This is a genomic window from Aquirufa aurantiipilula, from assembly GCF_019923745.1.
Classification (GTDB): Bacteria; Bacteroidota; Bacteroidia; order Cytophagales; family Spirosomataceae; genus Aquirufa; species Aquirufa aurantiipilula.
In genome coordinates, this window is the sequence record NZ_JAANOG010000001.1 from 346,150 (window position 1) to 373,145 (window position 26,996).

Below are 26,996 nucleotides of genomic sequence, written 5' to 3' on the forward strand. Positions count from 1 at the left end.
ATTAGTAATTTTGGGTTGCATTGAAAATTATCCCGAATGAAAAGCATACAACAATTAAGAGAAAACATAGATACCATTGATGATTCTATATTAAAACTGCTCGTGGAGCGAATGGAATTTGTTGAAGAAATTGGTCGATTGAAAAGAGAAAATAATACCGTTATTTATCATCCTGATAGAGAAAAGGAAATTGTTGATCGCTTGGCATCTAAATACACAGGGAAATTAAGCAAAGCAGCCATAGAAGCAATATTTTTAGAAATATTTGGCGTATCTAGAAATTTAGAACTACCGGAAATTATCTCATATTTAGGTCCAGAAGGAAGCTTTACGCATCAAGCAGCAGAAAGTAGATTCGGAGCAGTTGCAGATTATATTTCACTACCTTCCATTAAATCGGTATTTGATTCCGTAGAAACAGGTCGTGCTAAATATGGGGTTGTACCGATTGAGAATAATCAGGAGGGGATGGTGAAAGAAACAATGGATTTATTAAATGAAAGAAATTTATACATCATTTCAGAAATTATAATCCCAGTAAATTTTTGTTTAGCTTCTAAAGAAAATTCAATTCATCAAATTCAAAAAATCTATTCAAAAGATATCGCTTTCCAGCAATGTAAAGGGTTCCTTCAAGACTATTTTAATCATAAGCCTGAGGATTTCTTTGTTCAAGTAGATTCTACTTCCAAGGCAGCAAAACTGGCTGTTGAGGATACAAAAGCTGCGGCATTATGCTCTCACATAGCTGCAAAGATTTATTCCTTACCTATATTATTTGATAATATTCAAGATAGTGAAGCGAATCAAACTCGTTTCTTTATTATATCTAAAGTAGAAAACTTAAAGAAAACGGATAAAGATAAAACAAGCTTAGCCATTAAATTAAAGCATGATGATAAGCCGGGTGCGCTATTATCGCTATTGAAAGACTTTGAAGATGTACAAATTAATCTTTTAAAGATTGAATCAAGGCCTCAGAAAGACACCCATGAGTTTAAATTCTGGTTCTTTATCGATATTGAGGGTAACAAATTGGATGAGAATGTTCAGCAAATACTAACTAAAAGAAAAGATGAAATTATCTTTTTAGGAAGTTATATGAATCTTTGCTAATTGGGACTTAGCAAATTGAACATCGGATGATATTTGCGAGATTAATTCTTGAAGAGAATTAAATTTTTTCTCTTCTCGAATTTTATCAACTAAATATAACTCAACCTCTTTTCCATAGATATCTTCTTGGAAATCAAATAGATGCGTTTCTATAGAAATATAGGCATCTTGAGTTAATGTGGGTCTTTTTCCAATGTTGGTAAGCCCTGAAACAAGTTGATCATTTACTTTCAATATACTGATGTAAACCCCTAAACCCGGTATCAATTTATCCGTATCATTTAATTCAATATTGGCAGTTGGAAAACCTAATTCCCTTCCTTTATGATTTCCATGAATCACCTTACCTTGCAAGGAATATGACCTTCCAAGCATGGTATTAGCTTTGGAGATATTTCCTTGTATGACATATTCTTTAATAGTAGAAGAACTTATAATTTCTTCATCTAATTTGGCTACCTCTATAGAATATGCTTGAATCTTCGAAGAATAATGCTCATTAACAAAATCAACAGAGCCTTTTCTTTGAAAGCCAAAGTGATTGTCATAGCCTAATACTAAATCACTTATTCCAAATTTGGTTAAAAGTATATCCTCAATAAAGCTTTCAGCTGGTAAATGGGCAATATAATGATCAAACGGAATCATAAATAGGTAATCAATTCCTAATTTCTCAATCCATTCAATTTTTTCTATATCTGGACTTAATAAACTATTTTTTGAATCGTACTTGGGATTAAAATAGGAGGAAGGGTGATTGCTGAAAGAAATTACAATGGAGGCAATACCTTTCAATTTGGCAATTTTAACACATTCTGTCAATACTTTAGCATGTCCTAAATGCACTCCATCGAACATTCCAATGGTAATTACGGAATGATAGATAAAAGGTAATTCAGGAAAATTATAAAAGTATTTCATATTGTTCTGCACTAAATTTCTCAATGGATTGCGCTTTATCAAGTGAGTAATCTCCAATTTTACTCCGCACTAATTCTTTTAAATAGGCTCCTGAATTTAAGAAATATCCAAAATCTCTAACCATACTGCGAATGTAGGTTCCTTTTGAACATGAAATACTAAACTTAATTTCTGGAAATGAACTTGAGTCGATATCAAATTCGTAGACAGAGGCTTGCCTAATTTTGATTTCTACATCCTTTTCGGTTAATCCTTTTCTTGCCTGAACATATAATCGCTGTCCATTCTGTTTAATTGCTGAGTAAATAGGAGGGACCTGCTCAATATCTCCGAAAAGGGAAAGTCTTGCTTCTTCTAATAATTCAGGTGTAATATGTTCTATTGGAAATTCTGCGTCAAAATCCGTTTCCAAGTCAATAGAGGGCGTTGTTTTACCCAACACGAAAGAACCTGTATATGTCTTTGGTAAAGATTGAAAGTATTCTATCTTTTTGGTGTATTTACCAACACAAATAATCAATAAACCCGTAGCTAATGGATCAAGTGTACCTGCATGCCCAATTTTTTTGAACTTACCTAGGTTTCTAATCTTTCGAACAGCATCAAAAGAAGTCCAGGTTTTGGGCTTATCGATCAAATAAAATTTATCTTCTACGGGAGTTAATTCAACCACAAGTATATTGCTAAAAAGATACCAGCCAAAACTCGATAATATCCAAAGAATTTAAAGCCAAATTGATTCACCAAATCCACCATCCATCGAATAGTTAATAGGGCAATGATAAAACTGATAAATGCTCCCAAAAGGAGAGCCATGCTATTGGAAGGATTTAAAATGACATCTAGATCATGTCGGTAATCCAATAATTTTTTAGCACAAGCACCTAGTATGGTAGGGATTCCCAATAAAAATGAAAATTCGACGGCAGCACGATGATTTAAACCTACCAATCGCCCTCCTATGATGGAAGCTCCCGAACGAGATACTCCTGGTATCATAGCTAGACATTGATATAAACCAATTTTAATAGACTGAGGGATTGACATATTGTCAATGTTATCATGTTGATGATCTTGATCTTTGACCCAATCATCAATTTTTATTAACAATAATCCACCAACAAACCAGGATGCTGCTATAAACCAATAACCTTGAAATAATGATTCCAATAAATCATCCAATAAGACACCAAAAATGGCTGCAGGAATAAAAGAGGCAATGATGTATTTATAAACCTTAAATGATTGAAATAAACGTTTGAAATATAAAAATGGTACAGCTGCAATAGCCCCTAATTGAATAAAAACAGTGAAAAAATTTAGGTACTTGGAGGATTCTATTCCTAATAATTTTTCAGTAACTATAATGTGGGCAGTAGAAGAAATAGGTAAAAATTCACTTAATCCCTCCACAATCCCCAACACAATGGCTTCAAAAAATTGATTCATTATTTCTTTATTTTAAATAAGGAAAAAATGGGAAGAATAACTCCTATTAATACTAAAATAGGGCCTAATGTAATCCCCAAAAATCCGAAACCAAAAGGCTCTTTATCTAAGGTCATTACAAAAAAACCAATCATCATGATACATAATCCTGCTATTAAAATCATGATATCTTTTCTGTCCAAGGGAAAATTGGAATTATTCGGATTTGCCATATTAAAATAAGTTTGTGTGCTGAATCTTTAAATAACGATTCAATGAGAAATAAGTAGAAATAACACTAAATAGGGAAGAACTAATAACTGCCAACGCGAATAATTTAAATTGATTATTCACATCAAAGAACAAGAAACTCGTTTCCGGAAGACTTTGAATGAAATAATAAAATACCCCATTTGAAATTAAATAGCCAAGACCTCCGCCTAATAAACCTAAAACCAATGAATTCAATAAATATGGTTTTCTAATAAAAGCATTGGTAGATCCAAGTAATTGCATCGTCTTAATCAAAACTCGATTACTATGAATATTTAAACGAATGTAATTGGACAATTGTAGGTAGATAAATGCACTTAATAAAACAATAAATACTAAAATTATCCATCCTACATGCTTGATTTTTGATAAAAAGGAATCCAAAAATGCATTTGGATAAGTTATTTCATAAACCCCTGGGAATGCTTTTAATTCTTCGGCGATTTTTTCAAAGGATTTACCCGATTTATGCTCATCACTGATGCTTAATACGAACAGATTTTTAAATGGATTATCTTCACCTAAAAGATCTTGATAATTTTCATGACTAGACTTTAAAAAATCGGCAGCTATTTTATCTTTAGAGACAAAGGATATTTCTTTTTTTGTTCCTAAGGTCTGTATATAAGGCTTTTTGCTAAGTAGTTTATACGATTCGATTAATTGCTGACTTGTCAAAGAGTCCTCCATGTAGACATACATTTTCATCTGAGATTTAATGTCGTCACCCCATGACTTTATTCCAACAAACAATTGAAAGAATACGCAAATAATAAAGGCCAAACTAGAAATGGAGAAAATCAACAAAACGTTGGTTGAACTCGGCTTAGCTTTTGAATATTTCATTTTTGTTTATTTAATACTTCTATTTGATCTCTTAATCTGGCAGCTTCTTCATAATTCTCTTCCAAAAGTGCTTTTTGAAGCAAATCTTCTAATTCTGGCAGGGTTATGGTACTTGGTTGATAAACAGGAATATCCACAGAAAAAGACAAATCATCCTCTGCTTCTTCCTCTTCTTCATCTGGAATACAAATTGACTTCAATAAGCTTTCCTTGATATAGATGTTTTTTTGAGCCCTTAGTGCTAATGCAATGGAATCACTGGGTCTAGCATCCATTTCAATCACAGCTCCATCCTGAAAAAATTCGATTTTGGCATAAAATATGCCTTCTTTGAAATCGGTAATTAACACACGATTTAAATCCAAATTAGATTTTTCGATTACTTGAATAAATAAATCGTGTGTTAAAGGTCTACTTGTTTGAATTTGCTCCAAATAGACAGATATAGCTTGAGCTTCTTGATTTCCAATAACTATAGGAAACCTAAGGTTAGGATGATCTTCTGATTGCAATAGGAGAATAAAAGAACTTGCTCCAACCGAACTAGGAGATACAGAAACTATACTTAATTTTAAATAATCGTTCAAGGCTACATTTTAAAAAACAAATGTATCAAAAAATGGCCTAAAATTAATGGCTTTTAAGCTTATTTAACAATCGAGGAAGCACATCAAATACATCTCCAACAATTCCATAATCAGCATGTTTGAAGAATGGGGCTTCTGGGTCATTATTAATCACAACAATTTTTCTAGACCCATTTACACCTGCTAAATGTTGTATTGCACCAGAAATACCACAAGCGATATACAATTTAGGAGCAATTTTTACACCCGTTTGACCAACATGTTCGTGGTGAGGTCTCCAATTTAAATCCGAAACTGGTTTAGAACAAGCTGTTGCAGCACCAATTTCTTTTGCTAAATCTTCTACTATTCCCCAATTTGAAGGATCTTTAAATCCTCTACCCGCCCCAACGACAATAGCTGCATCTGGTAATGGAATCGAACCTGTTAATGGATGATTCTCAATCAATTTGTTTTGACTATCTATACCTAAAGTAATTTCAGATTGTGAAACGGAAGAATTACTCGTATTATTGGTAAAATCAATGGCAAAAGACTTACTAAAAGCCCCAATAAATGCATCTCCTTTAATTTCTGTTGTTAACGTAGCTTTTCCAGAAAATATTGACTTAGTAAAATGAACGGCTGAGTCAGCACTTTCTATTTTTAGTACATTCGCTATTAGAGGAAGTGACAATTTATTCGCAATAAATGAGGCAATGGTATCCATTAAAAGCGATTTCACATAAAAGAATTGACTAATTTCTTTTTGTTGAATATCAGCCAACAAAGAACTAAATACTTGACTATGATTCGCTAAATCAGGAATCTTAATGTGGGTATATTGGACTACGGAAGCATATTCTTTCAATTGCTCAGAATTGACTGGTTCAAAACCAAAGACATACATATTGTCTAAGTTATTTTTACTGAGCCAGTTAGTCGCCAATACTAATAAGCGCTGAGAACTTTCTGAGATTTGACCACTTTTACCATCAATAAATACAGCTATATTTTTCATCTTAGATCAGGTTTTCACTTTTCAAAATATCAATTAAAGATTCAGCGTTTTCAACGGGAATCATTTTTTGTAAACGTTCTGTTTCCACCACGTGAGCCGTGATTTGACTTTCAAATTTTTCCTTGCTAGGAGCAATCACAGCAATTTCTTTCGTTCTCGCCGTCATGATACCACGCATAGAAGGAATTTTCCATTCTGCAATGGGTTCTTGACAACCTAATACAGCGGGTAGGGTAGAACTTACTTTTGATTTACCTAAATCCGTTTCAATTTCTAGGATTAATTTGCCTCCATCATAATCAGCATGCATCACTGGAGAAAAATGATTAAATCCTAAACCATGAGCAACAAGTGCATGTACAATTCCACTATTGTAATCAATAGCTTCTTTTCCCATCATGATTAAATCAAAGGACTTATCATATGCATATTGAATAATCTCTTGAGCAACTTGGTAGGAATCAACGGCTACAGTATCAATTCGAACAGCACTATCTGCACCTAATGCCAAACATTTCCTAATCAATGCTTCAGAATCAGCTGTTCCAACGTGCAAAACCACCAATTCTGCCTGAGTTTGTTCTTTAATTTCAATTGCTCTGGATAAAGCATAGTCGTCATAGGGCCCAACAATAAATGTTAGTCCTTCTGAATTTATACGGGTATTTGATGAATCTAGTGTAATTTTGGATGTCGTATCGGGTACTACCGATATGCAAACTAAGATTTTCATAGGCGATTAAATAAAAATGTATGCAAGCATACTAATTTGTTTTTAAAATTACAAAAATGGAGCGTAAAGAATTTATAAAAAACGAAATAAAGCAGGAGCCAGAGAATCCTTTTAACTATTATTTATTAGCTCTTGAATTAAAGAAAGAGGGTGATGTAGATAGTTCGATAGAAACATTCAATCTGTTAGTCGTTAACTTTCCGAATTATATAGCCACGTATTATAGCTTTGCCGACTATCTATTAGAATTAGGAAAAGACGACAAAGCGAAAGAAATCTTGGATACAGGAATAGAAAGAGCAGAAGCTTCAGGTTCGACTAAAGCTCTCCATGAATTAAAACAATTATTGGAATTAAATTTTTAGTTGAGTAATACTTCTTCTAAGTCTTTCTCAATAATCAAGTTTTCGATAATGAACTTTTGTCTCTCTGGGGTATTTTTACCCATGTAGTAAGTTAACAACTGTGGGATAGTAAATTCTTTTTCCAGAATAACTGGTTCTAACTTGATGTTTTCTCCAATAAACGTACCAAATTCTTCAGGCGAAATTTCTCCTAAACCTTTAAATCGAGTAATTTCTGGTTTCGGGCTTAATTTTTCGATGGCATTGCGTCTTTCTTCGTCAGAATAACAATAAATCGTTTCTTTTTTATTTCGAACTCGAAATAAAGGTGTTTCCAAGATGTACAAGTGACCATTACGCACTAAATCAGGGAAAAACTGTAGGAAGAAAGTCAAAATTAGTAAACGAATGTGCATACCGTCAACGTCGGCATCGGTGGCAATGACAATTTTATTATAGCGAAGATTATCTAGGGTGTCTTCAATATCTAAAGCATGTTGCAGCAAGTTAAACTCCTCATTTTCGTATACGATTTTCTTAGTTAGGCCAAAGCAATTTAATGGCTTTCCACGTAAACTAAATACAGCTTGAGTCTGTACATCTCTTGATTTTGTGATCGAACCACTCGCTGAATCACCCTCTGTGATAAACAATATTGTATCATGACGTGAATCAGATTTTTCATCAGGTAAATGCACGCGACAATCTCTTAGTTTTTTATTATGAAGATTAGCCTTTTTAGCTCTTTCATTGGCTAATTTCTTTATACCTGCTATATCCTTTCTTTCTCGTTCTGATTGCAGAATTCTTTTTAAAATAGCATCAGCTGTACTGGGATTCTTATGCAAGAAATTATCTAATTCTGTTTTCACAAAGTCACCGATAAATGACCGAATGGAAGTAGAATTTGAATCTGGAGAGATGGTGGTGGAACCTAATTTTGTTTTCGTTTGGGATTCAAATACGGGCTCTTGAACACGTATGGCAATAGCACCCACAATACTCGCACGAACATCTGAAGGATCAAAGTCCTTTTTGTAAAACTCTCTTACCGTGCGCACAATAGCTTCTCTAAAAGCAGCTAGGTGAGTACCCCCTTGTGTAGTATTTTGACCATTAACAAAAGAATAATATTCTTCACCATATTGATTATTATGAGTGATCGCTAATTCAATATCATTTCCTTTCAAATGAATGATCGGATATCTATTTTCTTCAGCGTTGGTCTTTTTAGAAAGTAAATCCAATAAACCATTTTGAGAAAAATATTTCTCTCCATTAAAATTAATGGATAAACCCGCATTTAAATAGGCATAATTCCAAAATAAGGAATCAAGATATTGAGGAATGAAATGGTAATTTTTAAAAATGGTATTGTCTGGTTCAAAGCAAACATGAGTTCCGCTTTTGCCATTGGAAGCTTCAAATCCATCGGATTCTGCAGTTAATTCACCTTTACAAAATTCTGCCCATTTGGTTTGACCATCCCGGTAGGATTGAACTTTGAAATATTGCGATAGGGCATTAGTGGCTTTGGTACCGACTCCATTTAAACCTACTGACTTTTGAAATGCCCCAGAATCATATTTACCACCGGTATTTATTTTGGAAACGCAATCAATAACTTTCCCTAAAGGAATACCCCGACCAAAATCTCTGATTTCAACTTTATGATCAGAAATTTTCACCTCAATAACTTTACCATTACCCATCATGTGCTCATCAATGGAGTTATCCATGATTTCTTTGACCAACACATAAATACCGTCATCTACTGAAGAACCATCTCCTAATTTACCGATATACATACCGGGTCTTAATCGGATATGCTCTTTCCAATCTAAGGAGCGGATACTATCATCATTATAAATCGGGGGGGTACTGTTAATTTCTTCCACTAGATAATTTTTGTCAAAATTAATACGTTAAGCTCTATACTTGAAACTGCAATTAGCTTTAAAGTTAGCATTAAATCATGTTTTTTCTTTAATTTGCAGTCAAATTAGAAATAAAAGACTTTATGAACAAAAAGTTTTCTTTTGTCTTAATGGCATTCTTGTTGTTAAGTACAAAAATGATGAGTCAAACGATTCCATTCGGGGTACAAGGTCAGCTTTTAGACCGAATGAACAATAATCCTTCTAATAGTCAAAACAGAAATCAGCCTCAAAACCAAGCTAATATCGGTCGTAGAACTATTACGACAACTCCCAAACAGAAGCAAAATTACGACAGTTTGATGGCTGAACGCAAAAGAAATGCGGGGGAAATAGCCGATGAGGATACTGCTGTTTTTAATCTAAGAAAAAGAATTTTTGGATATTCCATCTTCAATAATAAAACTGGAACTTTTGAACCAAACTTAAAAATTGCCACTCCGAAATCCTATGTATTGGGGCCAGATGATGAGTTAATCATTGATATTAACGGTTATTCTGAAGAGCATTTTAATTTAACTGTAAGTCCTGATGGATACGTTAAAATCAATCGTATAGGCAATGTTTATGTGGCTGGTTTAACCATTGAAGAGGCTAAAAATAGAATCATTTCAAAGCTTTCTCAAATTTTTGTAGGTCTACGCAGAGAAGGAAGTGGACCTAGTAGTACCAATCTTTATGCATCTATTTCTTTAGGTAGCATCCGTACCGTGAATGTCACAGTACAAGGAGAAGTTTTATTCCCAGGTACTTATTCAGTTCCTTCATTAGCCAGAGTAATGAATGTGCTTTATTTAGCTGGTGGACCTAATCAAAATGGTACATATCGTGAGATTCAACTGATTCGTAATAAGAAAGTCATTGCTACCATAGATTTATATGATTTTTTAACTGCAGGTATTCAAAAAAATGATGTGAATATTCATGATCAGGATATTATTAAAGTAGGTGTATATAAAAATAGAATTGAGGTAAAAGGTAAAGTTAAACGCCCGGCATTGTTCGAAATCATGCCTCAAGAAAATTTAGCTAAAGTAATTCAAGATTTTGCAGGTGGATTTACGGAGGATGCATTTAAGGATTTGGTTAAAATCACCCGTTACACCAATCGCGAAAGAAAATTAATTGATCTTAATGCTGATTTAATGAATTCATTTACTCCTCAAACGGGTGATGTAATTCAGGTTGAATCAGTCAATCAAGACCGCTTTGAAAATAAAATTTCAATCATAGGTGAAGTATTTAGACCTGGACAATTTGCCTTAGAAGGAAGTCCTAGCTTATTGAAATTAATAGATAGAGCAGGAGGTTTAAAGGAAAATGCATTCTTGGATCGTGTATTGATTCAGCGAATTAACCCAGACTTATCCAAAACGAATTTATCTGTTAATTTGAAAGATATTTTAAATAATAAAACTAAGGATATAGCTTTAAGAAGAGAAGATAATGTTTCTATATTCTCCATTTTGGATTTAAAAGAAGGTTATACGGTGACTATTCACGGTGAAATTAATTTGAAACGTGAAAAGAAAAATGATAGCAATACTGAATCGACAACAGAAGCTAGTAAATCCGACAATACAGCTGGTAAAATAACAAGCGCACAAGAAAATAATCGTAACAATCCATTGGATAAAACAGATTCCGATTTAGTACAGATTGAAAGCGAAATTTCTGAAGATTTAAAATCGAATGAAGCTGCTAATCAATTGATTAATCGTCAATTAAAATTAACGCTTCCATTTGTTGAAAAAATGACGGTAGAAGATTTAATCCTACAAGCAGGTGGATTAAGAGAATCTGCTGCTACGGGTGTTGTAGAAATTGTCAGAAGAAAGAAAAATTTAGCCGATAATACACCGGTTAATTCTCAAATTGCAGAAATCATTCGCTTCTCGATTAGTAAAAAATTGCAGTTAGACGAAACTGCTTCGACATTTGAATTACAGCCTTATGATGAGGTCTTCATTCGTTCATCTCCTAATTATGAATTACAGCAATTCATCACAATTCAGGGACAAGTAGTTTATCCTGGAGTTTATGGTTTAGAAAAGAAAGATGAGCGTCTAAGTGAGATTATTTTACGTGCGGGTGGATTAAATAAACAAGCTTATCCGAAAGGAGCTAAGTTGATTCGTAAAATTCAATTAACTGAATTTGAGAAAAACAGAAAGGCTGAGCAGCTGAATGAAATACAAGATAACTTTACGGGTATTTCTACCCAAAGAGATCCTGCGATTGCAACTAAAACTAAGGAAACAATTGGTATTGACTTAGTTAAAGCCCTTAAAAATCCAGGGGGTGAAGATGACTTATATGTTTTAGAAGGTGATATCATCGATATTCCTAAAGAACCACAAACGGTTAAAGTATCAGGCGAAGTACTCTATCCGAATAGTGTCAAGTATTTAGATGGTAAATCATTTTATGATTTTATTTCAGAAGCAGGTGGGTTCACCTCTAGTTCTGCGAGAAAAAGAGCCTATGTTTTGTATTCAAATGGATCAGTAAAACGTACTAAATCATTCTTATTTTTACGTTTTCATCCTAGAATTGAACAAGGCGCAGAAATCATTGTTCCGAAAAAATCTAAGGTGGCAACAGGTCAACAAATTGTATCAGTGGTTTCCATTTTCACAGGAACCCTTACTAGTTTAATTGGTATTATTACCTTGATTAAAGCTACTTCAAACTAATCACATGGCAGAGTTAAGATCTGATCAATTTTCTTTTAAGCGCTTACTATTTAAGTGCTTTTTATTGATTCCTTTTTTTAAGCAGAATCGTAAAAAACTTTTAATCGGTGCGCTGGTAGGGATGGTTCTTGGAATTATCGTTGAGATTATCCGTAGTCAAAATAAAATATATAAAGCCCAAATTGTCTTCGTCATGGATTCAGAGGGATCTGCTGGGGGAGGTTTGGCAGATATTGCTAGTAGTTTAGGATTGGGAGGTTTTACGGCCAGCAATTCTTTATTCAGCGGGGAGAATTTCAAGGAACTTTTAAAGACTAAAGCTTTATTTCGAAAAGCTATGTTAACCAAAGTGAAATTTGGTGATAAAGAAGATTTATTCGCCAACTTCTTTTTGCAAAAAGCAGATTTAAAGAAACACGAATGGAGTGATTTACCAGATGATTTCTTTAATTACCGCTTTAAAATTACCGACCCAAGTAAAGCAAATGAGCAAGATAGAAATATCATGAATGCCATTTATGAATACCTAAAAGGGAATACAGTTATCAGTAATGAAAACCCAAAGTCTTCCTTTTTAACAATGACTGTTGAAACGCGCAATGATACCTTAAGTTATACTTGGTCCAAACTATATTTAAAAACAGTTACTGAATTTTACATTCAAACTAAAACTAAAAAGTCCAAAGAACTTTTAGTTATCATGGATAAAAGGGTAGATTCATTGCGTTCAGCCTTGTATTATACTCAGGGAAAGCTAGCTAACTATAATGATCAAAATCAACAGATCATTTATCAGCGAGCTAGAATTACAGCAGAAAGATTACAAATGAATACGACACAACTTCAAAGTATGTATTTTGAAGCTGTTCGAAATTTTGATAATCTAAAATTCTCGTTGATTAAAGAATCTCCCTTGTTTACAATTATATCTGATTCAGAACTTCCTACTAAAATCGAAGTCTATTTCTGGGGACCCATTACATTAGTTGCTGTAGTCATAGGTATGTTAATTACATCCTTATTGATTTATATGCGTAATGTTTACAAAGAATTAATGGCTTAGTGTACATGAATCTGATACAACAAAAACTCAAGGAGATAGGTAGTGATTGGGAGTTATTGGTCATTCTAGCCAAAAGAGACATTTCTGTTAGATACAAACAAACCATTTTAGGTTTGAGTTGGGCCATTGTCAAACCTGTGGCTACTATGTTGGTGTTTTTATTTGCCTATAAACAAGTCGCAAAAATTCAGGATATATCAGGGTATCCCATTCAATTGGTAATTTTTTCGGGAATTTTATTCTGGAACTACTTTGCCAATTCTCTTCAGGCTATAAGTAATTCTATATTAGTTAATAGTAATTTGATTTCGAAGGTTTATTTCCCTCGATTAATCATTTGTTTTTCATCCATAGCGGTTTCTTTAGTTGATTTTTTGGTTGGTCTGGCAGTCTATCTTATTTTAGCTTTAAGTCTGCATCAAGATATATCGGGCTACATATTTTTATTGCCTGTGGCTTTATTTATTACCAGCCTTTTTGCTTTAGGTTTTGGTTTGATTTTTGCATCTTTTTCGGTGAAATACCGTGATGTTCAGCAAATAATCCCATTGATCGTTCAATATGGTTTTTTTGCTACACCCATTGTATATACCACAAAACAGTTATCAGAAAAGTCGTGGTTTTTATGGTACAATATCTTAAATCCTTTAGCTGGAATGGTGGAAATGTTTCGAGCATGTCTAATTAGCCAATATGATTTATTGACTGCTCAGAACTTAAGTATCAGTGTTTTAGCTAGTGTTTTAGTATTTATACTAGGCATTATCATTTTTGACAAAAGAGAAGATTCCTTCGTGGACTATTTATAATATATATGCACATCATTGAAGTTGATTCCGTTTCTAAGAAGTATGAGCTTTCTGCCAATAAAGGGGCTGTTAGCCTTAAAAATGGTATTAAAAACTTATTGACGAAGGAAGAAAAAGAAATATTCTGGGCAGTGAATGATGTTTCATTTGCTTTGAATCGTGGAGATAAGTTGGGAATTGTGGGAAGTAATGGTGCTGGTAAGTCGACTCTATTAAAAATACTAAGTAAAATCACTAAGCCTACAACAGGAGCAATTCATGTTAGAGGCAAAGTAGCTAGTTTATTGGAAGTGGGAACAGGTTTTCATCCGGAATTAACAGGTCGTGAAAATATATTTTTAAATGGTGCCATTTTAGGTATGACAAAGCATGAAATCAAATCTCAATTTGATGAGATTGTTGATTTTGCTGGGGAACAAATTTCTCGTTTTTTAGATACACCTGTTAAACGGTATTCCTCTGGAATGTACGTTCGTTTAGGTTTTGCTATTTCGGCTCACTTAAACCCAGAAATACTGATAGTTGATGAAGTTTTGGCTGTAGGAGATGCCGATTTCCAAAAGAAATCATTAGGTAAAATGCGTGAAGTCGCAGCCAATGATAAAACTATTTTGTTTGTTAGCCATAATTTAACGGCAGTAGCCAATTTGTGTAATAAAACTTTACATCTAGAAAAGGGTAGGGTTAAACAATTTGGAGAAACAGGAGAGGTATTGTCTAATTACATGGCAGCTCTTCAAACCAATCGATTGGAACAAAGTTTTGATTCATTTGATTCAGCTCCAGGATCACAGCAAATACGCTTAAAAAGGGCTACATTAATCCCAGAATTATTAGAAGGGCAAACCTATTTAGATATTAGGAACAAAATCAATGTAAGTATTGAATTTTGGAATACAGAGCCCAATCAGCAATTGAATGTCAGTTTGCACTTATTTGCTAGCACAGGGGAATGTATTTTTAATGTTGGAACACCTCCAGGTCAATTTGGAGTAGGAGTGGTTCAAGCAACATTGGAAATTCCTGGACATTTTTTAAATGATGGTACCTACCACATTTCTTTCATGGTTGTTAAGGATAAGTCCATTGTCTTATATAACTTCGAAGAAGTATTTAACTTTGAAATTGCTGATTTCAGAGAAGATACTACTTGGTATGGTAAATGGCCAGGCTATGTTAGACCGGTATTTCCTTTCCCTATTCGTCAACTATCTGATTCTATATAATTATGCTACATGTTACCAAATCGTTCTTGCCTGATTTAAAGGAATATGTCAGCTATTTAGAACGTATTTGGGAAAGCAATCATCTAACAAATGATGGTCCTTTGCTGAGAGAATTAGAACAGAAACTTCGTGATTACTTACAAGTTGAACATGTTATTTTTGTCACGAATGGCACTATTGCCTTACAATTGGCCCTGAAAGCCCTTCAAGTCAAAGGAGAAGTAATAACTACTCCGTTTTCTTATTGTGCTACGTCCAATTCCATTCTTTGGGAAGGTTCGACTCCGATATTTGCTGATATTGATCCGCATAGTATGACGGTAGAGTCAGCACAAATTAAATCTAAATTAACTCCTAATACTCAAGCCATTCTAACTACACACGTGTATGGCAATGCAGGAGACTTAGAAAAGCAAGAAGGTTTGGCAGCTGAGAACCACATCCCACTAATTTATGACGGTGCACATGCCTTTGGTGTAAATTATAAGGGTAAATCTATTTTTAACTATGGAACCGTCAGTACATGTAGTTTCCATGCCACTAAAGTATTCCACAGTGTAGAAGGAGGTGCTGTCATGACCAATGACGCCACTTTAGCAGCTAAAATCATCGAGTTACGTAGTTTTGGGCATAAGAATGATGATTATTTTTCCGCTGGAATCAATGGGAAAAATTCTGAATTCCATGCTGCCATGGGCTTGGTTAATTTAGGTCATTTTGACGAAATACGGAATTACAGAAAATGGGCCTGTGAATTATATGATCAACTTTTACAAATTCCAGGAGAAGCCATTCAATTCAATGCTAATATTGTACGTAATTACAGTTATTACCCTGTAATGTTCCCTAATGAAGCTAGTCTTCTAAATGCTGTTTCAGCATTAAATTCAGTACAGATAAATCCGAGAAGGTATTTTTATCCCTCTTTGAACACCTTGAGTTTTGTAGACAAACAATCTTGTCCAGTATCAGAAGATATAGCGCTTCGAGTATTATGTTTGCCTTTAAGTGCCGAAATTAAAGAAGATGAAATCAGATTGATTTCGGAATTAGTGAATCAATCCTTTAATTAAACATAGCATGTATTGGATCGCATTCATTTCATTTATTTTGATGAACTACAAGGTAGCATCTAAGATATCCAATAAAAATTTAGAGGAAATTTTAATCATTGGATTTACTATTTATACTAGTAGCGTCATTCTAACAGGATATGGATTATCTACATTAGATCTCTGGAATAGCCGAATTTTATGGGCAATAGTTCCTTTTTTCATTACCTCTTTAACATATTATTTCTTTCAAAGGCCAGTATTCGCCTTTGAATTAGAGCATGTTTCTGCCTTCAAAGTCATAGGTTCTGCCATCCAAACAACCCACCAAACCTATCAAAAATTAACGGGCATTGAACGTTTTATTTTTGCCTGTTTATTTTGGTCATTTTTAGTTGTTTGTGCCCTTCAGATAACCCTAGTTTTTAATAGTCCTCCGAATGAATGGGATAGTATGACTGGACATTTGAATCGTATTCTGTATTTCTTACAGCAAGGGTCCATGTCGCATTTTATTGGAACAAATTGGAATATAGATACCTATCCTAGGAGCTTTTGCTCTTTACAAGTATATCCTTTTTTAATGAGCGGATATAATGAATATTTATTTAAACTTCCCAATGTAGGTTCTTATTGGATACTCTCTTTTGGAATATATGGAATTCTGAAAAATTTAGGGGTTAGGTTTAAAACTAGATTATTTTTAAGCATCCTTTTTTTGTTTCTACCCAATGTATTAATGCAATCCATAACAACAGAAACGGATATAGTATTAGGGGCTTATTTAAGTTCTATTGTTTATTATTTGGTTGCATATCGAAAACAAGAAAAGACAATTTACTTGTATTTAGCTGGTTTAACATTTGGTTTGGCCCTTAGTCATAAAATCACTTTTGTATTCTCCTTTATCCCTCTATTAATTTTATATGGATATTGTTATTACCCTGCCATTAAGAAAAAAGCTATTTTCGTTTTCAAACATCTTATCATAGCTCATCTTTTGGGAGCTATTTTATATGTTGCTGCTACTGGATATATTTCCAATTTCATTCATTATGGACATCCTATAGGACCACCTACAGCGACACAACATCAATCAGTAGAAAGAGCTGGTAGCCTAGGTAACCTATTCGTACAAGGCAGTAGAAATGTTCTCAGATATGGATTTGATTTGTTCAACCTGGATGGATTAAGAAACATCATGCTTGTTGAGAAATTAAATCATGCCATGAAAGCCCCCTTCCGAGCCTTTGACCAAGGTCTACAATTAGGATTAGAACGTGTTACAGAATTCACTATTATACCATTTACTTTTGATAAGCGATTTGAATTTTATAATGGTAGCCCTATCTATGGAAGTATATTCATCTTCATCATTCTTCCGAGTTTGTTTTTATTTTTTAGGAGGCCAAATTGGATGCAAGGATTATTTTTACTTGCTTTTGCCGTTCACTTTGCTACACTTGCATTTACAGCTGCCTACGATCCTTGGAAAGGGAGGTATATGATCAGTTCAGCAGTTTATTTATTTCCTCTATTGGTATATATTTCCAGTTTCATCTTTGAAAAGAAACAAGCTTGGTTAACAAATCTGATATTGGGGCTTATTGTAGTCATAATCAGCCTTTCTGCCATATTTACCTTGGGACTTAACATTCGGGCATTACCGTTTAATGCCTATGGCAAAAAGTCCATCTTAGAGTTAGACCGTGTATCGGCCTTAACGATTAACCGACCTGATATTACACCAGCCTATCAAAACTTTGAAAAATTAGTCCCAAAAAATGCTGTGGTAGCCTTAGGGACCATTAATGACGACTTTGAATATCCTTTATGGGGACCTAAATTCAGTAGAAAATTAATTCCTTTAAATCCTTTTGAACAGGGTATTCAAGCTATACCAAATAATGCTGATTATTTATTTTTCAGTAAAAGGGTATTTCAGCCACAAGCGGGGGATATACGACTAGGAACAGATACTACGCTAGTTGAAGGAGTACTCGTACGCGGAGAAGATTATTATTTAAGAAAACTACATTAGGTCTTTTGTTTCTTCTTTTTAGCCGAAGGGAACAAAATGTTATTGAGAATTAAGCGATATCCTGCTGAATTTTTATGAAGACTTAAATCAGTATGTTCTTCATTGACAAAGTGTTGATAATCCTCTGGATCGTGCCCTCCTAAAAATGCAAAAAAACCTTTTCCCACTTGTCCATACAGGTATTTCACTTCTTTTATACTTTCATTTTCTGCCAAAATGGTAACTTCAGATTTAACTGTGGAGCTGGCAAAACCTGTAGTTTGTCCCATAAATCCATGGATTACTTGTTGGTGATTTTGGGTCAACATACAGGGAATCATATCTGATTTTGCGGAAAACTCATTTAGTTCAAAAAAATCATTTTCTTCTGCAATAGGTCTTTGTGTATAATTCGGAGCAGAATCAATGGTGGAAAATTCATTTACACGATAATTGAGAATCAAGGAAAAATCTTTAAAAGCGACCGTATTCTTAAAATTTAAATTGTCGGCACTGATATTGGATGAAGTAGCATCACCATCATAAAATGCTGGGACTGCATCCATACCTAATGTAGATAGCGCAATATCAAAAGTATCGGTGGCGGTACACATAGCGAACAAATAGCCACCACCTAACATGAAGTCTTTAATCATGGATGCCACTTTACCTTTCATTTGAGAGACTTTTGCAAAACCATTCTTTTGGGCCATTTGTTGGTCTTCTTGCAATTGCAACTGGTACCAAACTTGATCTTTTTGAGTGAACATTTTGCCCATTTGTCCCGTAAAATCTTCATGATGTAAGTGAACCCAATCGTATTTAGCCAAATTACCGTCTAATACATCTTGATCATAAATAGTTTCAAAGGGAATCTCTGCGTAGGTCAATGCTAATGAAACGGCATCATCCCATGGAGAGGCTGATTTAGGAGAATAAAGGGCAATTTTAGGTACTTTTTGAAGAGTAGCTTGTTCCATATTGGAACTCTCTGAATTGACTTCAGCTAATATTTGGGAGGCTATCTGATCTGATATTATTTGGTAGGATATTCCTCTACTTAAAAGATCCTTGGAAAAGGAAGGATTGTATTCCATTAGAAATGAACCACCTTTGTAGTTTAACAGCCAAGATACTTTGGCATCTTCACCTTGCAAAACTTTATAGGTAAATCCGTAGGCTTTTAAATGGTTCGTTTGACTCTCATCCATAGGAATCAGTAGCTTATTTGCTAGCAAAGAGCTGAAAGAGGAACAAAAAATGATTAATGGAAGAATAAGCCCTTTCATTGGTTTCTTAAGACGTAATTTATCTAATAAATTGCAAGGTAAAATTTAAACGGTAGGAGAACAACATGAATCTTAAGGAAAACGTATTTGAAGGACTAAGATCGATCAAAGGAAATTTACTAAGAACGATTTTAACAGCCTTAATCATTTCACTAGGAATTACTTCTTTAGTTGGAATTTTAACAGCCATTGATGGTATTCAAAGCTCGGTGGATAATTCTTTTTCTGGATTAGGGGCTAATTCATTTGACATCCGAAACCGTCCTGCTATGCAAATTAGACGTGAGGGACAGCGCGAAAAAAGATTTAAAAATATCGATTACCGTCAAGCCACCAAATACAAAGCACTTTTTAGTTCCAAGGGAAAAGTATCCTTAAAAACCAATGTTAATTTCAATGCAATTGCTAAGCATGGTTCCAAAAAGACGAATCCTAATACGAGATTGGTAGGAATTGATGATAATTTCATGGAACTGAAGGGATATAAAGTAGGGATGGGAAGAAATTTTTCAAATCAAGAGTTTCAGCATGCTAATAATGTTTGTCTTTTAGGTGTTGATGTGATAGATCAACTTTTTGAAAAAGAAAATCCGGTGAATTCAGAAATTATAGTTTCTGGTCAAAAGTTAAAAGTTGTAGGGATTTTGGAGAAAAAAGGAAGTATGATGGGAGGGGGAGACGACAGAGTCATTATGGTACCTTTAGAAACAGGAAGAAAAATAGCCGTTGGTAGAAGCTTAACTTTTGATATCACCACATCGTCTACCAAAGTGAAAAATTTAGATGATTTCATGGAAGAAGCTAGAGGAGCCATGCGTCGTGTAAGAATGGATCCTATTGGTTCTGAAGATTCATTTTCCATTGATCGTTCCGATTCCATTGCCAAAAGCTTTGAAAACATCACTTCATCCTTAAGAATTGGAGGTTTTGTTATCGGATTTATTACTTTGTTAGGTGCTGCCATCGCCTTGATGAATATCATGATGGTATCTGTAACCGAAAGAACAAGAGAAATTGGTATTCGTAAATCTTTGGGTGCTACACCTTTTCGAATTCTTCAACAATTTCTTATTGAAGCAATTGTTATTTGTTTACTTGGAGGAATAGGAGGTATCGTTTTAGCCATTCCTATCGGAAATTTAATAGCCCAAGGAATAAGTTCAGGTAGTGCAAGCTTTATTATACCTTGGGTTTGGATGATAACTGGTATCATCGTTTGTATTTTAGTTGGCTTATTTTCAGGAATTTACCCTGCATTTAAAGCCTCGAAATTGGACCCTGTAGATGCTCTACGCTACGAATAATAAAGAAAATATTAATTGGGTACTTGATTAATCAAAGGATTTGAAGTACTTTTGTGTCGCAATTAAGAATTGCCCAGATGGCGGAATTGGTAGACGCGCTGGTCTCAAACACCCGTGGGTGCAAGCCCGTGCCGGTTCGACTCCGGCTCTGGGTACAAGCCTCCTGAATTTCAGGAGGCTTTTACTTTTTTATGCGGGCAAGTAATTTTTCCAATTAGCATATGCTTGAGCTGTTTCGTCCGCATATTTCAAATCAGGTTCTATTGTTCTTTTAATTTTTAACTTAGAGACAGCTTCTTTAGGAGAATTGAAATAACCAATACCAATACCAGCTCCTAAAGCCGCCCCCATGGCACCATCAGATTCCATCAAATCCACTGCTATTTGAGCTGCATTAACGATGCTTTGACTAAATACAGGACTTAAATACATATTAGCCAAACCAGCTTTTAATCTTTGAGGGGTAATGCCTACTTTATCCAATAATTCAATTCCATAAACTAATGAAAAGGCGATTCCTTCTTGCACGGAACGACTAATCTCTGCCGATTGATGACGATTTAAATCCAATTGCTGAAAACTAGCCCCAATGACACGATTCTGAAATATTCTCTCCGCTCCATTTCCAAAAGGCATAACAATTAATCCTTTGGAGCCAATTTCTGCCTGTGATGCTAATTCATTCATTTGTTGGTATGAACTAGTAGGGAAGAAATTTTGCTTCAACCATCGGTTCATAATGCCTGTTCCATTGATGCACATCAAAACCCCAATTCTGCGTAAGCTATCTTGGTAATTTACATGCGCAAATGAATTAACTCGATTACCTTGATCAAATTTTAACTCATCACTTACGCCATAAACGACTCCTGAAGTCCCAGCAGTAGTAGCAATTTCACCAGGTTCTAATACGCCTAAAGAAAGAGCATTATTGGGTTGATCACCTGCTTTGTATGTAACTTTTACAAAATCATTAAAACCTAGACGTTGAGCTATTTTATGTAAAATCTGACCATGATCTGAAAATACGGGTTGAATACTTGGAAATAAATCAGAAGAAAAACCAAAATAATTTAATAACTCAGTTGAAATTTGATTTTGCTTAAAATCCCAAAATATACCTTCTGATAAAGAAGATGGAGTACAAGTTAATTCCCCTGTAAGTTTTGCTCCAATATAATCACCAGGTAAAACTACGTGTTTAATTTTTTCAAATATTTCTGGTTGATTTTCTTTTACCCATGCCAATTTTGCAGCTGTAAAATTACCCGGAGAATTGAGTAAATGGCTTTGACAATATGCCTCTCCCAATACAGAAGCCGCTTTTTCACCTAAACTACCAGCTCTCGAATCACACCAAATAATGGATGGTCTTAGGACTTCCAAATTTTCATCCAAAACAACCAAACCATGCATTTGGTATGAAATTCCAATTGCATGAATGTCCAAGGGATTATATGTACCAGAAGCATTACCTTTCAAAATAGCTTGTTCAGTACAATACCACCAATGAGCGGGATCTTGCTCGGCAAAGCCAGGTTGAGGTGAATAAATTTCATTTTCTGTCTCTGGATAGGAGCAAGAAAAAAGAACTGTTTGCTTAGCAGCATCAACAATACTAACTTTAATCGAAGATGTGCCTACATCAATTCCACACAGTAGCATAAAAAGTCATTTAAATGTTAGAGATTCAAATTAATCACCACCAAGTTACAAGTCATTTTGCTTTAAACCATATACATTTTCAAGTAAAAGCAGGTGAAATATTTGCTCTCATAGGAAAAAGTGGCTCAGGGAAGAGTACCATAGCTAATATCGTGGTTGGACACACTGTTCAACCAGAGGCTTCCATTAAGATTCATGGAAAGGAATTAAATACCCAAATGGATCGTTTGATCAAAGTATTTAAGGAAGTAGGTTATGTGCCTCAAAACCTTCATTTAATGCCACACCATACGGTGGAAGAATACCTTCGTCGATTAGGTCAAAAAATGACATCCTCAGATTTAGAGAAATTCATTCAAAAAAATTTAAAACGTTTTAGATTAAAAACGGTTAAAAACACTAAAATCCAACATCTTTCTGGAGGGGAAAGGCAAAAATTAGCCTTATTGGAAGCAATCAGCAAACCTATTGAATTATTGGTCTTAGATGAACCCTTTAGTCAACTAGATACCGAACAAAAATTGGAATTTTCAGAAATTTTCAAACAGGTTGTTGAAGAAGAAAATATACCTTGCTTGTTAATCAGTCATGATTTGGTTGACATTTTAAGCTTAAGCCAACAAGTGGGTATTTTACATCAGGGCAAACTTATTTTCAAAGGAGATTGGGGGCATTTCAAAAAATCCAAAAACAAACAGGTACTTGCTTTACAACAAGCCATGTTTGCCTGGAAAGAAAAAATAGATAGTTTATTCAAAGTCTGAGTATGCTTTCAAGGCACGCGCATTTTGATTCGTAATATCTACTAATTCAAGAAGCGATATCTCTCGATAATCGGCTAATTTTTGAGCTATGAAACCAAGGTAAGCTGGACTATTGGGTTTACCTCGATATGGCACTGGGCTTAAATAGGGGGCATCTGTTTCCAAAACCAATTGTGACAGTGGAACATCTTGTATATCTTGGTGGAGATTGGCATTTTTATAAGTTAAAACACCTCCAATTCCCAAGGTATATCCTAAATCCACCAAAGTTTTGGCTTCACGAGCATCGCCAGAGAAACAGTGAATTATCCCCGTTAAATCTTTGAATTCCTTCTTTTTAAGGATAGCTAACAAATCGGCATATGCTTTTCTGCAATGCACATCAATCCATAAATGATGTTCAAGTGCCCAATGACATTGAGCTTCAAAAGCGGCAATTTGTTGTTCCTTAAAACTGACATCCCAATAGTAATCTAGGCCAATTTCACCTATGGCTAATACTTTTTTATTAGCTAATTCTTTTTCAAAAAAAGCTAATTGTAGAAGATAATCTTCCTTGACATAAGTGGGATGCAAACCAATCATGGGTTTACAAAATGAAGTATTCCCTTGATATAAATTCCATAATGCAGCCCAAGATTCTTGATCACAATTGGGTAGCCAAACCTCCTCAATACCTGCCTGTTTTATTTCAGCATAGGCATGTTCCCATTGCTGAGTAAAATGTTCATCGTATAAATGTGCGTGAGTATCAATCATAAGGCGGATAATTGAAAGCCCTTGTCGTGACAATAAGCTAAAAATTGAGGTAAAATAACTTTTAAATGAGGAAAGGCTTTTTGACTATCATGAAAAACTACAATAGATCCAGCATGTATATTTTTAAGGCAATGATCAATAATAGATGAATGAGATAAATCTGAATTATAATCACCTGTCAACAAAGACCACATATAAATGGGCCCTATTTCAGAGGATTTTTTAATTAACGCACGATTTACTCGACCATAGGGGGGTCTAAATCCAATACTAGGTATGTTTAATTCTGAGAAAACTAAATCACAAGCCATTTTATTAGCGATATAATCTTCATGAGACACTTTCCATGCATTGACATGATTCATAGTATGATTTCCAAGACTATGACCGGCTACATGAATAGATTGAGCAATTTCAGGATACTGGCGCATATTCTTTCCTATGCAAAAAAAAGTAGCTTTTGCTTGAAATTTATCTAACTCATCTAAAACAAAATTGGTAATTTCAGGACTAGGTCCATCGTCAAAAGTGAAATACACTTGATTTTCCTTCGCATCAGCTTTTTTATCCCAAATCAAACTAGGAAAAATGCTGGGTACAAAGGATGGTAAGCGATGAATGAACATAGTATTCAGATTCAATATTCATGCAAATTACGAGTTCAGGTGCAGAAAAAATAATTTTAGGGATAGACCCTGGAACACGATTTTTGGGATATGGATTATTAAAAATAGATAAAGCCAAAGTCACAGTATTACAGTACGGTGTTTTAAACCTAACTAAATACACGACACAAGGGGCAAAATTTTTAAAAATACATGAACGAATTTTGGGAATCATTGAAGAATTCTTACCTGATGAAATTGCTATAGAATCCCCATTTTTTGGTAAAAATATTCAATCCATGTTGAAATTAGGCCGTGTCCAAGGCATGGTAATGTCTTTGGCCTTCTCCAAGGGTATACCCATTGTGGAATATGAACCTAAAAAAATCAAACAATCTGTCACTGGTAACGGAAATGCGTCAAAAGAGCAAGTAGCCAAAATGGTTGAAGTGATAGCAGGTATCAAATTGGATGCTAAATTGTTTGATGCTACTGACGCGTTAGGTATTGCTATTTGCCATCACTTTCATCAAAACAATATTTCTTCTTCTGTCAAAGGCACAAAAAAAGGTTGGGGCGCCTTTGTTTCCGAAAACCCTGACCGACTTAAATAAGCTCCTTCCATTGAGTTTCTAATTCATCCCACGTGCTGACAGGTGCTAAACAATGATTTCCCACGCAAACTAAAAAATGCTTGTTTTCAGGCAAATTCTCCACAGGAATCAAAGTACTTTTTAATGCACGCAGGGAATCCATCAATCCTTGGTTTTCCACATAGGTAAGATTGAATTTGATCATTGCTTGAGGATTTTCAAACCATTGAGAATATATGCGAAGCCAGTTGGAAAAATAGGCAGGATTAGACTGTGCTTTAGACATCACAGTCTCCAACATTTGTTGAGCTCGCATGCTACATTCAACCTTGGATTGAATCAATCCTAACCATAATAAGGACTCACAAATCATGGAATTAGAAGAAGGACATACCGAATCAGTAAATTCAACTTTATCTGCAATCAATTCATTATTTTTATTCTGTGCATAAAGGTATAGAGCGAAATTATCTTCTTTTGATTCAAATAATTCCGTTGCTTTTTCCACAAGTTGATTGGCTAAATCCAGGTGTTTTTTATCAAATGATACTAAATACAATTGGATAAATGCTAAGGCTGTAGCAGCATAATCATCTAAAAATCCATCAATCGGACTTCCAGAATAAGAGGCTTGATGCAAACAAGAACCATCTGAATTCAATAAATGATTCTCAATAGCCTCTGCTAAGTACAAAGCATCTTGTTTAATTTCAGCCGAATAAAGTGCCTGGTAGGCAGCAGTCAATCCTGAAAGAACATATGCATTCCACGCCAAAATTTGTTTGGTATCCGTTTCTGGTCTAATCCGACCTTTTCTAATTCCTTTTAATAAGTCAATTTCGTTTTTAAAAGTATAATTGCGCAGCGCGTCTTTTTTAAATAGAATATTTCTTCCTCCTTCCCAATTGCCATTGGGTAAAATCTGGTAGGTTTTATAAAATTCAGGGTTGGTTGAATAGGGGATAAATTCATTTATTTCTTCAAAAGTCCAAGTATAAAACAAACCTTCTTCCCCTTCGCTGTCGGCATCAAGAGAAGCATAATAGAGCCCATTTTCAGCTAATAATTCCGACTTCAAAAAATGAATAGTTTGAAGTATTACTTCTGAAAATATAGGATTACTAGCTCTTTGAATTGCGATAGAATAGACTTCCAATAATTGTCCATTATCATATAACATTTTTTCAAAATGCGGAGCAAACCATTCTGAATCAACTGAATACCTAGAAAATCCGCCTTCTATTTGATCAAAAATACCTCCTTGAGCCATACGACTTAATTGAAGATCAGAGGCATGAAAAGCTTGTGTTTCTTTTCCTAATTTAGAAGGTACAGATTCTAAATACTTCAATAAGGATGGTAAAGGAAACTTGGGTGCTTTATTCATGCCACCAAATACAGGATCCATGTTTCCAACAATAATTTTAAGACTCAAAGGAATGATAATTGGGCTATTTTCTAAATCCACCCATTGAAATAAAGATGCATGATCGGAAATAGCCTTGGCAAAACCCTCAGCTGATTCCTCCAATTCTGCACGGTGTTCCACAAATGCATTTTGAACTGACGACAAAATATTCATCCATTTTGCTTTGGGGAAATACGTTCCTCCATAAAAAGGTTTTAGGGATGGCATTAAAAACACATTCAATGGCCAACCTCCTGATAATCCCATTTGTTGGATAGCATCCATATAAATCATATCTACATCAGGTCTTTCTTCGCGATCCACTTTGATATTAATGAAATATTTGTTCATCAAATCAGCAACTTCCTGATTCTCAAAACATTCTTTCTCCATAACATGGCACCAATGACAGGCTGCGTATCCTATACTGACCAAAATCAACTTATCCTCATCCTTTGCTTGTTGTAATGCTTCTGGACCCCATGGTTGCCAATGAACAGGATTATGTTGATGTTGCAATAAATAGGGGCTAACTTGATGTTGAAGCTTGTTCATTAA

The 26,996-nt window shown here is 34.6% G+C and carries 25 protein-coding genes and 1 tRNA gene; 12 read left to right on the forward strand and 14 right to left on the reverse strand.

Annotated features, from left to right (window positions below; all coding sequences use genetic code 11):
• The first annotated feature begins 36 nt into the window (after positions 1–36).
• Positions 37–1,116: a prephenate dehydratase gene (pheA, locus tag G9H60_RS01545; RefSeq protein WP_223142352.1), complete on the forward strand. Its 1,080-nt coding sequence runs from the start codon at positions 37–39 to the stop codon at positions 1,114–1,116.
• Here the strand turns inward: pheA and G9H60_RS01550 are convergent.
• The 8 genes from G9H60_RS01550 to G9H60_RS01585 are packed head-to-tail and all read right to left on the reverse strand — an operon-like array spanning position 1,090 to position 6,904.
• Entirely contained in the window at positions 1,090–2,037 is a 948-nt protein-coding gene (locus tag G9H60_RS01550) for a bifunctional riboflavin kinase/FAD synthetase (RefSeq protein ID WP_223142353.1), read from the reverse strand. The genes pheA and G9H60_RS01550 overlap by 27 nt on opposite strands.
• On the reverse strand, positions 2,021–2,710 hold the full coding sequence (gene truB / locus G9H60_RS01555) for a tRNA pseudouridine(55) synthase TruB (RefSeq protein WP_223142354.1): 690 nt from the start codon (positions 2,708–2,710) through the stop codon (positions 2,021–2,023). Before truB ends, G9H60_RS01550 begins: the two co-directional genes overlap by 17 nt.
• On the reverse strand, positions 2,698–3,486 hold the full coding sequence (locus G9H60_RS01560; protein WP_223142355.1) for an undecaprenyl-diphosphate phosphatase: 789 nt from the start codon (positions 3,484–3,486) through the stop codon (positions 2,698–2,700). The genes truB and G9H60_RS01560 overlap by 13 nt, the downstream gene beginning before the upstream one ends.
• Positions 3,486–3,698, reverse strand: a complete 213-nt coding sequence (locus tag G9H60_RS01565; protein ID WP_223142356.1) for a DUF3098 domain-containing protein — start codon at positions 3,696–3,698, stop codon at positions 3,486–3,488. The genes G9H60_RS01560 and G9H60_RS01565 overlap by 1 nt, the downstream gene beginning before the upstream one ends.
• 1 nt (position 3,699) lies before the next feature.
• Positions 3,700–4,584: a cell division protein FtsX gene (locus tag G9H60_RS01570; RefSeq protein ID WP_223142357.1), complete on the reverse strand. Its 885-nt coding sequence runs from the start codon at positions 4,582–4,584 to the stop codon at positions 3,700–3,702.
• Positions 4,581–5,171, reverse strand: coding sequence for a bifunctional nuclease family protein (locus tag G9H60_RS01575; protein WP_223142358.1), 591 nt, complete (start codon positions 5,169–5,171; stop codon positions 4,581–4,583). Before G9H60_RS01575 ends, G9H60_RS01570 begins: the two co-directional genes overlap by 4 nt.
• A gap of 43 nt (positions 5,172–5,214) precedes the next feature.
• Positions 5,215–6,171: an electron transfer flavoprotein subunit alpha/FixB family protein gene (locus tag G9H60_RS01580; protein WP_223142359.1), complete on the reverse strand. Its 957-nt coding sequence runs from the start codon at positions 6,169–6,171 to the stop codon at positions 5,215–5,217.
• A 1-nt stretch (position 6,172) separates the two neighbouring features.
• Positions 6,173–6,904, reverse strand: a complete 732-nt coding sequence (locus G9H60_RS01585; RefSeq protein ID WP_223142360.1) for an electron transfer flavoprotein subunit beta/FixA family protein — start codon at positions 6,902–6,904, stop codon at positions 6,173–6,175.
• Between the two features lie 56 nt (positions 6,905–6,960).
• Here G9H60_RS01585 and G9H60_RS01590 point away from each other — a divergent pair, with 56 nt between their 5' ends.
• A complete protein-coding gene (locus G9H60_RS01590; RefSeq protein WP_223142361.1) occupies positions 6,961–7,269 on the forward strand; it encodes a tetratricopeptide repeat protein in 309 nt (102 codons plus the stop codon).
• Here the strand turns inward: G9H60_RS01590 and G9H60_RS01595 are convergent.
• A complete protein-coding gene (locus G9H60_RS01595) occupies positions 7,266–9,146 on the reverse strand; it encodes a DNA topoisomerase IV subunit B (protein WP_394369767.1) in 1,881 nt (626 codons plus the stop codon). The genes G9H60_RS01590 and G9H60_RS01595 overlap by 4 nt on opposite strands.
• A gap of 122 nt (positions 9,147–9,268) precedes the next feature.
• Here G9H60_RS01595 and G9H60_RS01600 point away from each other — a divergent pair, with 122 nt between their 5' ends.
• The 6 genes from G9H60_RS01600 to G9H60_RS01625 are packed head-to-tail and all read left to right on the forward strand — an operon-like array spanning position 9,269 to position 18,072.
• Positions 9,269–11,881: an SLBB domain-containing protein gene (locus G9H60_RS01600; RefSeq protein WP_223142362.1), complete on the forward strand. Its 2,613-nt coding sequence runs from the start codon at positions 9,269–9,271 to the stop codon at positions 11,879–11,881.
• A 4-nt stretch (positions 11,882–11,885) separates the two neighbouring features.
• Positions 11,886–12,944, forward strand: coding sequence for a hypothetical protein (locus G9H60_RS01605; RefSeq protein ID WP_223142363.1), 1,059 nt, complete (start codon positions 11,886–11,888; stop codon positions 12,942–12,944).
• A 5-nt stretch (positions 12,945–12,949) separates the two neighbouring features.
• Positions 12,950–13,753, forward strand: a complete 804-nt coding sequence (locus G9H60_RS01610; RefSeq protein ID WP_223142364.1) for an ABC transporter permease — start codon at positions 12,950–12,952, stop codon at positions 13,751–13,753.
• A 5-nt stretch (positions 13,754–13,758) separates the two neighbouring features.
• The gene (locus G9H60_RS01615) at positions 13,759–14,979 is read left to right on the forward strand and encodes an ABC transporter ATP-binding protein (RefSeq protein ID WP_223142365.1); all 1,221 of its coding nucleotides are present in this window, start codon (positions 13,759–13,761) and stop codon (positions 14,977–14,979) included.
• Between the two features lie 2 nt (positions 14,980–14,981).
• Positions 14,982–16,052 (forward strand): DegT/DnrJ/EryC1/StrS family aminotransferase, encoded by a 1,071-nt coding sequence (locus tag G9H60_RS01620; protein ID WP_223142366.1) that lies wholly within the window; start codon positions 14,982–14,984, stop codon positions 16,050–16,052.
• A 7-nt stretch (positions 16,053–16,059) separates the two neighbouring features.
• A complete protein-coding gene (locus tag G9H60_RS01625) occupies positions 16,060–18,072 on the forward strand; it encodes a hypothetical protein (RefSeq protein WP_223142367.1) in 2,013 nt (670 codons plus the stop codon).
• On the opposite strand, the gene G9H60_RS01630 is transcribed toward G9H60_RS01625, so the two are convergent.
• Positions 18,069–19,340: an asparagine synthetase B gene (locus tag G9H60_RS01630; protein WP_223142368.1), complete on the reverse strand. Its 1,272-nt coding sequence runs from the start codon at positions 19,338–19,340 to the stop codon at positions 18,069–18,071. The genes G9H60_RS01625 and G9H60_RS01630 overlap by 4 nt on opposite strands.
• Positions 19,341–19,405: 65 nt before the next feature.
• Between G9H60_RS01630 and G9H60_RS01635 the strand changes: the two genes are divergently transcribed.
• Together G9H60_RS01635 and G9H60_RS01640 are read left to right on the forward strand one after the other, a co-directional pair.
• On the forward strand, positions 19,406–20,644 hold the full coding sequence (locus tag G9H60_RS01635; RefSeq protein WP_223142369.1) for an ABC transporter permease: 1,239 nt from the start codon (positions 19,406–19,408) through the stop codon (positions 20,642–20,644).
• 71 nt (positions 20,645–20,715) lie between these two features.
• Positions 20,716–20,799: transfer RNA gene (locus G9H60_RS01640), tRNA-Leu, on the forward strand.
• A 34-nt stretch (positions 20,800–20,833) separates the two neighbouring features.
• On the opposite strand, the gene G9H60_RS01645 is transcribed toward G9H60_RS01640, so the two are convergent.
• Positions 20,834–22,309, reverse strand: a complete 1,476-nt coding sequence (locus G9H60_RS01645) for a xylulokinase (RefSeq protein ID WP_223142370.1) — start codon at positions 22,307–22,309, stop codon at positions 20,834–20,836.
• Between the two features lie 14 nt (positions 22,310–22,323).
• On the opposite strand from G9H60_RS01645, the gene G9H60_RS01650 reads away from it, so the two are divergent.
• On the forward strand, positions 22,324–23,073 hold the full coding sequence (locus G9H60_RS01650) for an ATP-binding cassette domain-containing protein (RefSeq protein ID WP_223142371.1): 750 nt from the start codon (positions 22,324–22,326) through the stop codon (positions 23,071–23,073).
• Here G9H60_RS01650 and G9H60_RS01655 read toward each other — a convergent pair.
• A complete protein-coding gene (locus G9H60_RS01655) occupies positions 23,059–23,832 on the reverse strand; it encodes a TatD family hydrolase (RefSeq protein ID WP_223142372.1) in 774 nt (257 codons plus the stop codon). The genes G9H60_RS01650 and G9H60_RS01655 overlap by 15 nt on opposite strands.
• On the reverse strand, positions 23,829–24,458 hold the full coding sequence (locus G9H60_RS01660) for a polysaccharide deacetylase family protein (protein WP_223142373.1): 630 nt from the start codon (positions 24,456–24,458) through the stop codon (positions 23,829–23,831). Before G9H60_RS01660 ends, G9H60_RS01655 begins: the two co-directional genes overlap by 4 nt.
• A 20-nt stretch (positions 24,459–24,478) precedes the next feature.
• Between G9H60_RS01660 and ruvC the strand changes: the two genes are divergently transcribed.
• Positions 24,479–25,051, forward strand: a complete 573-nt coding sequence (gene ruvC, locus G9H60_RS01665) for a crossover junction endodeoxyribonuclease RuvC (protein ID WP_223142374.1) — start codon at positions 24,479–24,481, stop codon at positions 25,049–25,051.
• Here the strand turns inward: ruvC and G9H60_RS01670 are convergent.
• A complete protein-coding gene (locus G9H60_RS01670; RefSeq protein WP_223142375.1) occupies positions 25,044–26,993 on the reverse strand; it encodes a thioredoxin domain-containing protein in 1,950 nt (649 codons plus the stop codon). The genes ruvC and G9H60_RS01670 overlap by 8 nt on opposite strands.
• Between the last annotated feature and the right edge of the window lie 3 nt (positions 26,994–26,996).

Bases quoted from the DNA above. Each gene is read 5' to 3' on its own strand.
- pheA (WP_223142352.1), top strand. From the start codon at position 37: ATGAAAAGCATACAACAATTAAGAGAAAACATAGATACCATTGATGAT.
- G9H60_RS01585 (WP_223142360.1), bottom strand. From the start codon at position 6,904: ATGAAAATCTTAGTTTGCATATCGGTAGTACCCGATACGACATCCAAA.
- G9H60_RS01600 (WP_223142362.1), top strand. From the start codon at position 9,269: ATGAACAAAAAGTTTTCTTTTGTCTTAATGGCATTCTTGTTGTTAAGT.
- G9H60_RS01590 (WP_223142361.1), top strand. From the start codon at position 6,961: ATGGAGCGTAAAGAATTTATAAAAAACGAAATAAAGCAGGAGCCAGAG.
- G9H60_RS01550 (WP_223142353.1), bottom strand. From the start codon at position 2,037: ATGAAATACTTTTATAATTTTCCTGAATTACCTTTTATCTATCATTCC.
- G9H60_RS01645 (WP_223142370.1), bottom strand. From the start codon at position 22,309: ATGCTACTGTGTGGAATTGATGTAGGCACATCTTCGATTAAAGTTAGT.
- G9H60_RS01565 (WP_223142356.1), bottom strand. From the start codon at position 3,698: ATGGCAAATCCGAATAATTCCAATTTTCCCTTGGACAGAAAAGATATC.
- ruvC (WP_223142374.1), top strand. From the start codon at position 24,479: ATGCAAATTACGAGTTCAGGTGCAGAAAAAATAATTTTAGGGATAGAC.
- G9H60_RS01630 (WP_223142368.1), bottom strand. From the start codon at position 19,340: ATGAAAGGGCTTATTCTTCCATTAATCATTTTTTGTTCCTCTTTCAGC.
- G9H60_RS01655 (WP_223142372.1), bottom strand. From the start codon at position 23,832: ATGATTGATACTCACGCACATTTATACGATGAACATTTTACTCAGCAA.
- G9H60_RS01560 (WP_223142355.1), bottom strand. From the start codon at position 3,486: ATGAATCAATTTTTTGAAGCCATTGTGTTGGGGATTGTGGAGGGATTA.
- G9H60_RS01615 (WP_223142365.1), top strand. From the start codon at position 13,759: ATGCACATCATTGAAGTTGATTCCGTTTCTAAGAAGTATGAGCTTTCT.
- G9H60_RS01670 (WP_223142375.1), bottom strand. From the start codon at position 26,993: ATGAACAAGCTTCAACATCAAGTTAGCCCCTATTTATTGCAACATCAA.
- G9H60_RS01620 (WP_223142366.1), top strand. From the start codon at position 14,982: ATGCTACATGTTACCAAATCGTTCTTGCCTGATTTAAAGGAATATGTC.
- G9H60_RS01635 (WP_223142369.1), top strand. From the start codon at position 19,406: ATGAATCTTAAGGAAAACGTATTTGAAGGACTAAGATCGATCAAAGGA.
- G9H60_RS01660 (WP_223142373.1), bottom strand. From the start codon at position 24,458: ATGTTCATTCATCGCTTACCATCCTTTGTACCCAGCATTTTTCCTAGT.
- G9H60_RS01650 (WP_223142371.1), top strand. From the start codon at position 22,324: ATGTTAGAGATTCAAATTAATCACCACCAAGTTACAAGTCATTTTGCT.
- G9H60_RS01605 (WP_223142363.1), top strand. From the start codon at position 11,886: ATGGCAGAGTTAAGATCTGATCAATTTTCTTTTAAGCGCTTACTATTT.
- G9H60_RS01580 (WP_223142359.1), bottom strand. From the start codon at position 6,171: ATGAAAAATATAGCTGTATTTATTGATGGTAAAAGTGGTCAAATCTCA.
- G9H60_RS01625 (WP_223142367.1), top strand. From the start codon at position 16,060: ATGTATTGGATCGCATTCATTTCATTTATTTTGATGAACTACAAGGTA.
- G9H60_RS01610 (WP_223142364.1), top strand. From the start codon at position 12,950: ATGAATCTGATACAACAAAAACTCAAGGAGATAGGTAGTGATTGGGAG.
- G9H60_RS01570 (WP_223142357.1), bottom strand. From the start codon at position 4,584: ATGAAATATTCAAAAGCTAAGCCGAGTTCAACCAACGTTTTGTTGATT.